General features: G+C 74.3%; 6 protein-coding genes. 5 read left to right on the top strand and 1 reads right to left on the bottom strand.

What is annotated here, in order from left to right:
* Positions 1-175 precede the first annotated feature (175 nt).
* Positions 176-1,438, bottom strand: a complete 1,263-nt coding sequence (locus HMPREF0043_RS08780) for a M18 family aminopeptidase (RefSeq protein WP_021602692.1) — start codon at positions 1,436-1,438, stop codon at positions 176-178.
* 131 nt (positions 1,439-1,569) lie between these two features.
* Between HMPREF0043_RS08780 and HMPREF0043_RS08775 the strand changes: the two genes are divergently transcribed.
* From HMPREF0043_RS08775 to HMPREF0043_RS08755, 5 genes are all read left to right on the top strand, one after another.
* The gene (locus HMPREF0043_RS08775) at positions 1,570-1,905 is read left to right on the top strand and encodes a PadR family transcriptional regulator (protein ID WP_021602691.1); all 336 of its coding nucleotides are present in this window, start codon (positions 1,570-1,572) and stop codon (positions 1,903-1,905) included.
* Positions 1,895-2,749 (top strand): hypothetical protein, encoded by an 855-nt coding sequence (locus tag HMPREF0043_RS08770; RefSeq protein WP_021602690.1) that lies wholly within the window; start codon positions 1,895-1,897, stop codon positions 2,747-2,749. The genes HMPREF0043_RS08775 and HMPREF0043_RS08770 overlap by 11 nt, the downstream gene beginning before the upstream one ends.
* Positions 2,746-3,090, top strand: a complete 345-nt coding sequence (locus HMPREF0043_RS08765) for a hypothetical protein (protein ID WP_021602689.1) — start codon at positions 2,746-2,748, stop codon at positions 3,088-3,090. The genes HMPREF0043_RS08770 and HMPREF0043_RS08765 overlap by 4 nt, the downstream gene beginning before the upstream one ends.
* The gene (locus tag HMPREF0043_RS08760; RefSeq protein WP_021602688.1) at positions 3,087-4,112 is read left to right on the top strand and encodes an ABC transporter ATP-binding protein; all 1,026 of its coding nucleotides are present in this window, start codon (positions 3,087-3,089) and stop codon (positions 4,110-4,112) included. Before HMPREF0043_RS08765 ends, HMPREF0043_RS08760 begins: the two co-directional genes overlap by 4 nt.
* The coding region (locus HMPREF0043_RS08755; protein WP_021602687.1) for an ABC transporter permease at positions 4,109-4,806 on the top strand (698 nt) is incomplete at its 3' end. The genes HMPREF0043_RS08760 and HMPREF0043_RS08755, both read left to right, overlap by 4 nt.

The following is a 4,806-nucleotide window of genomic DNA, read 5'->3' as shown; positions in this document are numbered from 1 at the left end:
GGCCGGGCACGCCGGAGCCGGACGCGGCTGCGCCTGACGGCCGGGCGCCGCGGAGCGCGGCCCACCGCGGGCTCCGATCGGAACGGGGGTACCGATCTCCCGCCTCGCCGCGCGAAGATCGGGCGCGGCGGGCACCGCGCACCCCCGGTCGAGGGGGCTTGAGCGCCTGCGAGGGTCAGTCGAGCTCCCAGTACCCCCGGAGGATCGCGGCCAGGGCCCACGAGTCGCGGAGATGAGAGACCTCGCGCACGGAGTGCATGGACAGCAGCGGGACGCCGACGTCGACGGTGTCGATCCCCAGGCGCGTGGCCGTGGACGGGCCGATGGTCGAACCGCAGGGAACCGCGTTGTTGGACACGAACTCCTGGGTGGGCTGGCCGGCCCGGCGGCAGGCCCGCAGCCACAGGGCCTGGCCGGGCCCGTCGGAGGCGTAGCGCTGATTGGCGTTGAGCTTGACCACGGGGCCCCCGCCCGCCACCGGATAGTGGCAGGGCTCGTAGTACTCCGGGTAGTTCGGGTTGACCGAATGCCCGGCGTCGGCGCTCACGCAGCTCGATCCGGCGAGCATGCGGAAGTACTCGTCCCAGCTCGCGCCCAGGGCCAGAGCGGTGCGCTGGAGGACGCGCTCGAGGAGCGGGCCGTTGGCGCCCGTCGTCGTCGAGGAGCCGACCTCCTCGTGGTCGAAGGCCGCCAGGACGGCGATCTCGCGGCTGTCGGCGGCGAGCAGGGCGGTCAGCGAGGCGTGGACCGAGACGAGGTTGTCCTGCCGCTGGGCGGCGAGGAACTCCGAGCCGACGACGGCCGGGGCCTGGGTGTCGTAGGCGTAGGCGTCCATGCCGACGACGTCGCCGGGGGCCGCCCCGGCGGCCTGGGCGATCCGCCCGAGGATGGAACGGTCCCCCGTCGCCCAGACCGGGTGCAGATGCCGCTGGCGGTCGAGCGTCAGCGCGTCCTCGCGGTGCAGGTGCGGGGCGAGCTGCGGGACGAACATGACCGGTTCCCCGGTCGAGAAGAGGCGCTCGGCGCCGTCGGCGCAGATCAGGCGCCCGGCGACGCCCAGGTCGCGGTTGAGCCAGGCGTTGGGGACGAGCCCGCCGTAGGGTTCGACGTCCACCTGCGAGAATCCGTGAGCGCGGGAGTGCGGCTGCGGCTTGAGCTTGAGGCTGGGCGAATCGGTGTGCGAGCCGACGACGCGGAACCGGCTGGACGGCCCGGCGCCCTCCGGCACCCACCAGGCGACCACGGCCCCGCCCCGCCGGAGGTAGTGCCCTCCCGGCCGTGCAGACCACGGCTCCTCTTCGCGTTGGCGGGCGTATCCGGCCGCGTCGAGCCGCCGAGACGCCTCGTGCGCCGCGTGGTACGAGCTCGGCGAGGATTCGATGAACCCGCGGAGATCCGCGGCGTGGCCGAGCATCGGGTCGTCGATTCCACCGTCCATGGCCCATCAGTCTAGCGGCGCGTCCGGCGGCGCGCGGGGAGGACGGGCGGAGCCGGCGGAAACTTGGCATTGCCATCTACTTGGCAATGCATATATACTGGCGTGACCAATTACCGACGGATCGGAGACCCATGGCCGTCGAAGCGACCCAGTTGCGCAAGGGAGTGCTCGAGCTGGCCACGCTCGCGCTCCTGGAGCCCAGCCGGATGTACGGCGCCGAGATCGTCGCGTCCTTGGCATCCACGAAAGGGCTGGCCGCCAAGCCGGGCACGGTCTACCCGCTCCTGTCGCGGCTCGCCCAGTCGGGACTCGTGACGACGGCGTGGGAGCAGTCGCCCAGCGGGCCGCCGCGCAAGTACTACACGATCACCGCGAAGGGCCGGACGGCCCTCGCCATCCAGGCCGCCGTGTGGCGAGACATGGCGGCCGCCCTCGATTCGATCCTAGGAGGACGACATGCCGGGTGAAGCAGACCGCCGCCTCGACGCGGCGGCAAAGAGCTACCTCGACGCAATCGCACGCGAACTCGCCTCCGCCGACCTGCCGGAAAGGCAGCGGGGCGAACTGCTGGCGAACGTGCGCGAACTACTGACCGCAGGAGCGAGCCCCGCGGCCGTCGGAGCCGCGGAAGACGTCGTCTCGGCCTACGCCGAGGCGGCCGACGGCGCGGACGGAGCCCGCGATCCCGGCGGCTCGGGCGTCTGGGACCCGGCCAGCGGCAGGCTCCTCGCGCCCAAGCCCCGCGGCGGCGGCTCGAACCTCGCCTGGGGAGGGATCGCCGCCAGGCTCGGCCTCCTTCGCCCCGACGACGTCGACGAGGACGTCCTGGCCGCGATCCCCGACTCCACGATGGCCGTCGTGCGATGGCTCCCCGCGGGCTTCGCCGCAGCCTCGCTCGCGGCGGCGGAGGCGATCCGGCGGCGGCGGATCCGCGTCCCCCTGCGGGCCTCCCTGGCCGGCCGGATCAAGTCGAGCGCGTCGCCCGCGTGGGGCGCCGCCCTGATCGCCGTCCCCGCGGCCGCCCTCGGGTCCGTCTCCGTCGTCCCCGCCGCGGACCGGATGACTCTGCTCACGCGCAGCGCCAGGATCGCCTCCCTCAACGCGGGGATACTGGCCAGCGCCCTGCTGGGCTTCACGCAGAGGGACGGGCGCGTCAGGCCGTCGGCCTTCCTCGCGCTGACGGCCGCCTCCGTCTGCGTCGAAGGCGCGGTCCTCCTCCTGGCGACGAAGGCCGGGCTCCGACGGGTCGCAGCCTCCGACGGCGCCGCTTCGGACGAGGGCGCGTCGAGCCGGGAAGGAGGCCGGCCGTGAACGCCGCCGTCATAGTCGCCCGGCCGTGGAGCGACCTGTCCCCGCAGATCAAGGCCTTCATGCTCGTCGCCGTCGCCTGCCAGCTCCTCCTGGCCGTCGTCGCGCTGGTCGTGTGGTGGCGCACTCCCGCCGACCTCATGCCCTCCCCGGGCAGGGCCGTGTGGGCCGCCGTCATCGTCATGGTGCAGATAGGCGGGCCGATCCTCTTCCTCGCCCTGCGCGCCGCAGCGGCCCGCAGGGCCCGGGAGGCCGTCGCCGAGCCGCCTGGCGGGGACCCCGGGCGCGCAGAGACGCTGTCCGGGACGGTCGACGCCTTATACGGGGACGGGGAGCCGCGATGAGCGCGGCGGTCTCCTTCACCGGAGTCTCCCGGAGCTTCGGGAGGACGCGGGCGCTCGCGGACGTGAGCTTCCAGGTGCCGGAGAACTCGGTGTGCGCGCTGCTCGGCCCCAACGGCGCGGGGAAGACGACGGCGATAAGGGCCCTGCTCGGACTGGCCCGCACGGACGCCGGCGAGATCTCGGTGCTCGGCGAGCGGCCCGGCAGCCTGGCGGCGCGCTCCCGCCTCGGATACCTCCCGGACGTCCCCGCCTTCCCCGCCTGGATGACCGCCCGGGAGTACCTGGAGGCGAGCGCGCGGCTCGCCGGCGTTCCCGCTTCGACGGCTGGCCGGCGGATCGACGCCCTGCTGGAGACGGCGGGCCTCTCCTCGGTCCGCCAGCGCATCGGAGGGTACTCGCGCGGCATGAGGCAGCGGCTCGGCATCGCCCAGGCGCTCATCGGCGCACCCGGTCTGCTCGTGCTCGACGAGCCGACCTCGGCGCTCGACCCGGCGGGGCACCGGGAGGTCCTGGAGCTCATCGAACGCCTCTCGGGGCGCACGACCGTCCTCCTGTCCTCGCACAACCTCGCCGAGGCCGACCGGGTCGCCACGCACGCCGTCGTCCTGAGGGCGGGGCGGGTGCTGGCGTCCTCGCCCGTGGCGGATCTGCGGCGACGCGCCGGCGCGCTGTCCCTGCTGCTGCGCGCGGACGCGGACGCCGACGCGGACGCGGTCCTGGCCCGCCAGCCGTGGTGCAAGGGCGTGCGCCGCGAGGGCGGGGACCTCGTCCTCCTGGTCTGCGACGAAGACGCAGCCGCCCACTCGATCCCGGCGCTCGCCGCCGAACGCTCCTGGGGCGTCAGGGCCCTCATCCCCCTGGAGCGAAGCCTGGAAGACGTGTTCCTGGCCCTGACGTCGGATCAACGGGGCGCGGTCCGGCCGGGGGCCCCGACCGCGGAGGACCGTCCGGAGTCCCCCACCGCATCCCGGCCGGGCGATCACGGGCGGGGCGCGGCTCCGCAGAGAGGAGAGGACCGATGACCGGATTCGCATCCCTGTTCGCCGTGGAGGCGCGGACGATGTGGCGGACCTGGCACCGCTACGCCCTGCCCGTCGTGCTCGTCTTCCTCGCGGCGCTGTCGGTGGCGCTCTCGCGCTTCGCCCCCGAGCTGTTCAAGGCCCTCGCAGGAGAGGGCTTCCAGATCGAGCTCCCCGAGCCGAGCCCGGACCAGTCCTACGCCCAATGGGCGAAGAACCTCACCCAGACGGGCGTCTTCCTCGTCATCTTCTCGGGCGCCGGCGCGACGTCGGCCCTCATATCGAGCGGGAGGGCCCAGCTCCTGGCCGTTCGCCCCGTCTCCCGGGCGGCCCAGCCCGTCGCGGCCTTCCTCGCCCGGGCGCTGGTGGTGGGCTCGTCGTGCCTGGCCGGCGCCGCCGTCGTGTGGGTCGGGACGTTCGCCGCCTACTCCGAGGCGCCCGTCGCCCCGCTCGCAGCCGCGAGCTGCTCCTGGATCGCCTGCGCCCTCGCGTTCCTCGCGATCTCGGTGGGGCTGTCGGCGATGATCGGCTCGACCCTGGGCGCGGTGGGCGCGAGCATCGGCGTGTACGTCGTGTGCACGCTGCTGGCGCTCGCCGAACCCGGCCGGTATTCGCCCGCGGGCCTGGTGAGCCTGCCGTCCGCCATCGCCTCGGGCGGCGGGGGCCCGGTCGCGGCCCCGCTGGCCGCCGGGGCCCT

The sequence above is a fragment of the Actinobaculum sp. oral taxon 183 str. F0552 genome (assembly GCF_000466165.1).
Classification (GTDB): domain Bacteria; phylum Actinomycetota; class Actinomycetes; order Actinomycetales; family Actinomycetaceae; genus Peptidiphaga.
Note: the sequence above shows the minus strand (reverse complement) of the source record. Positions and strands in the feature narration are given on the sequence as shown.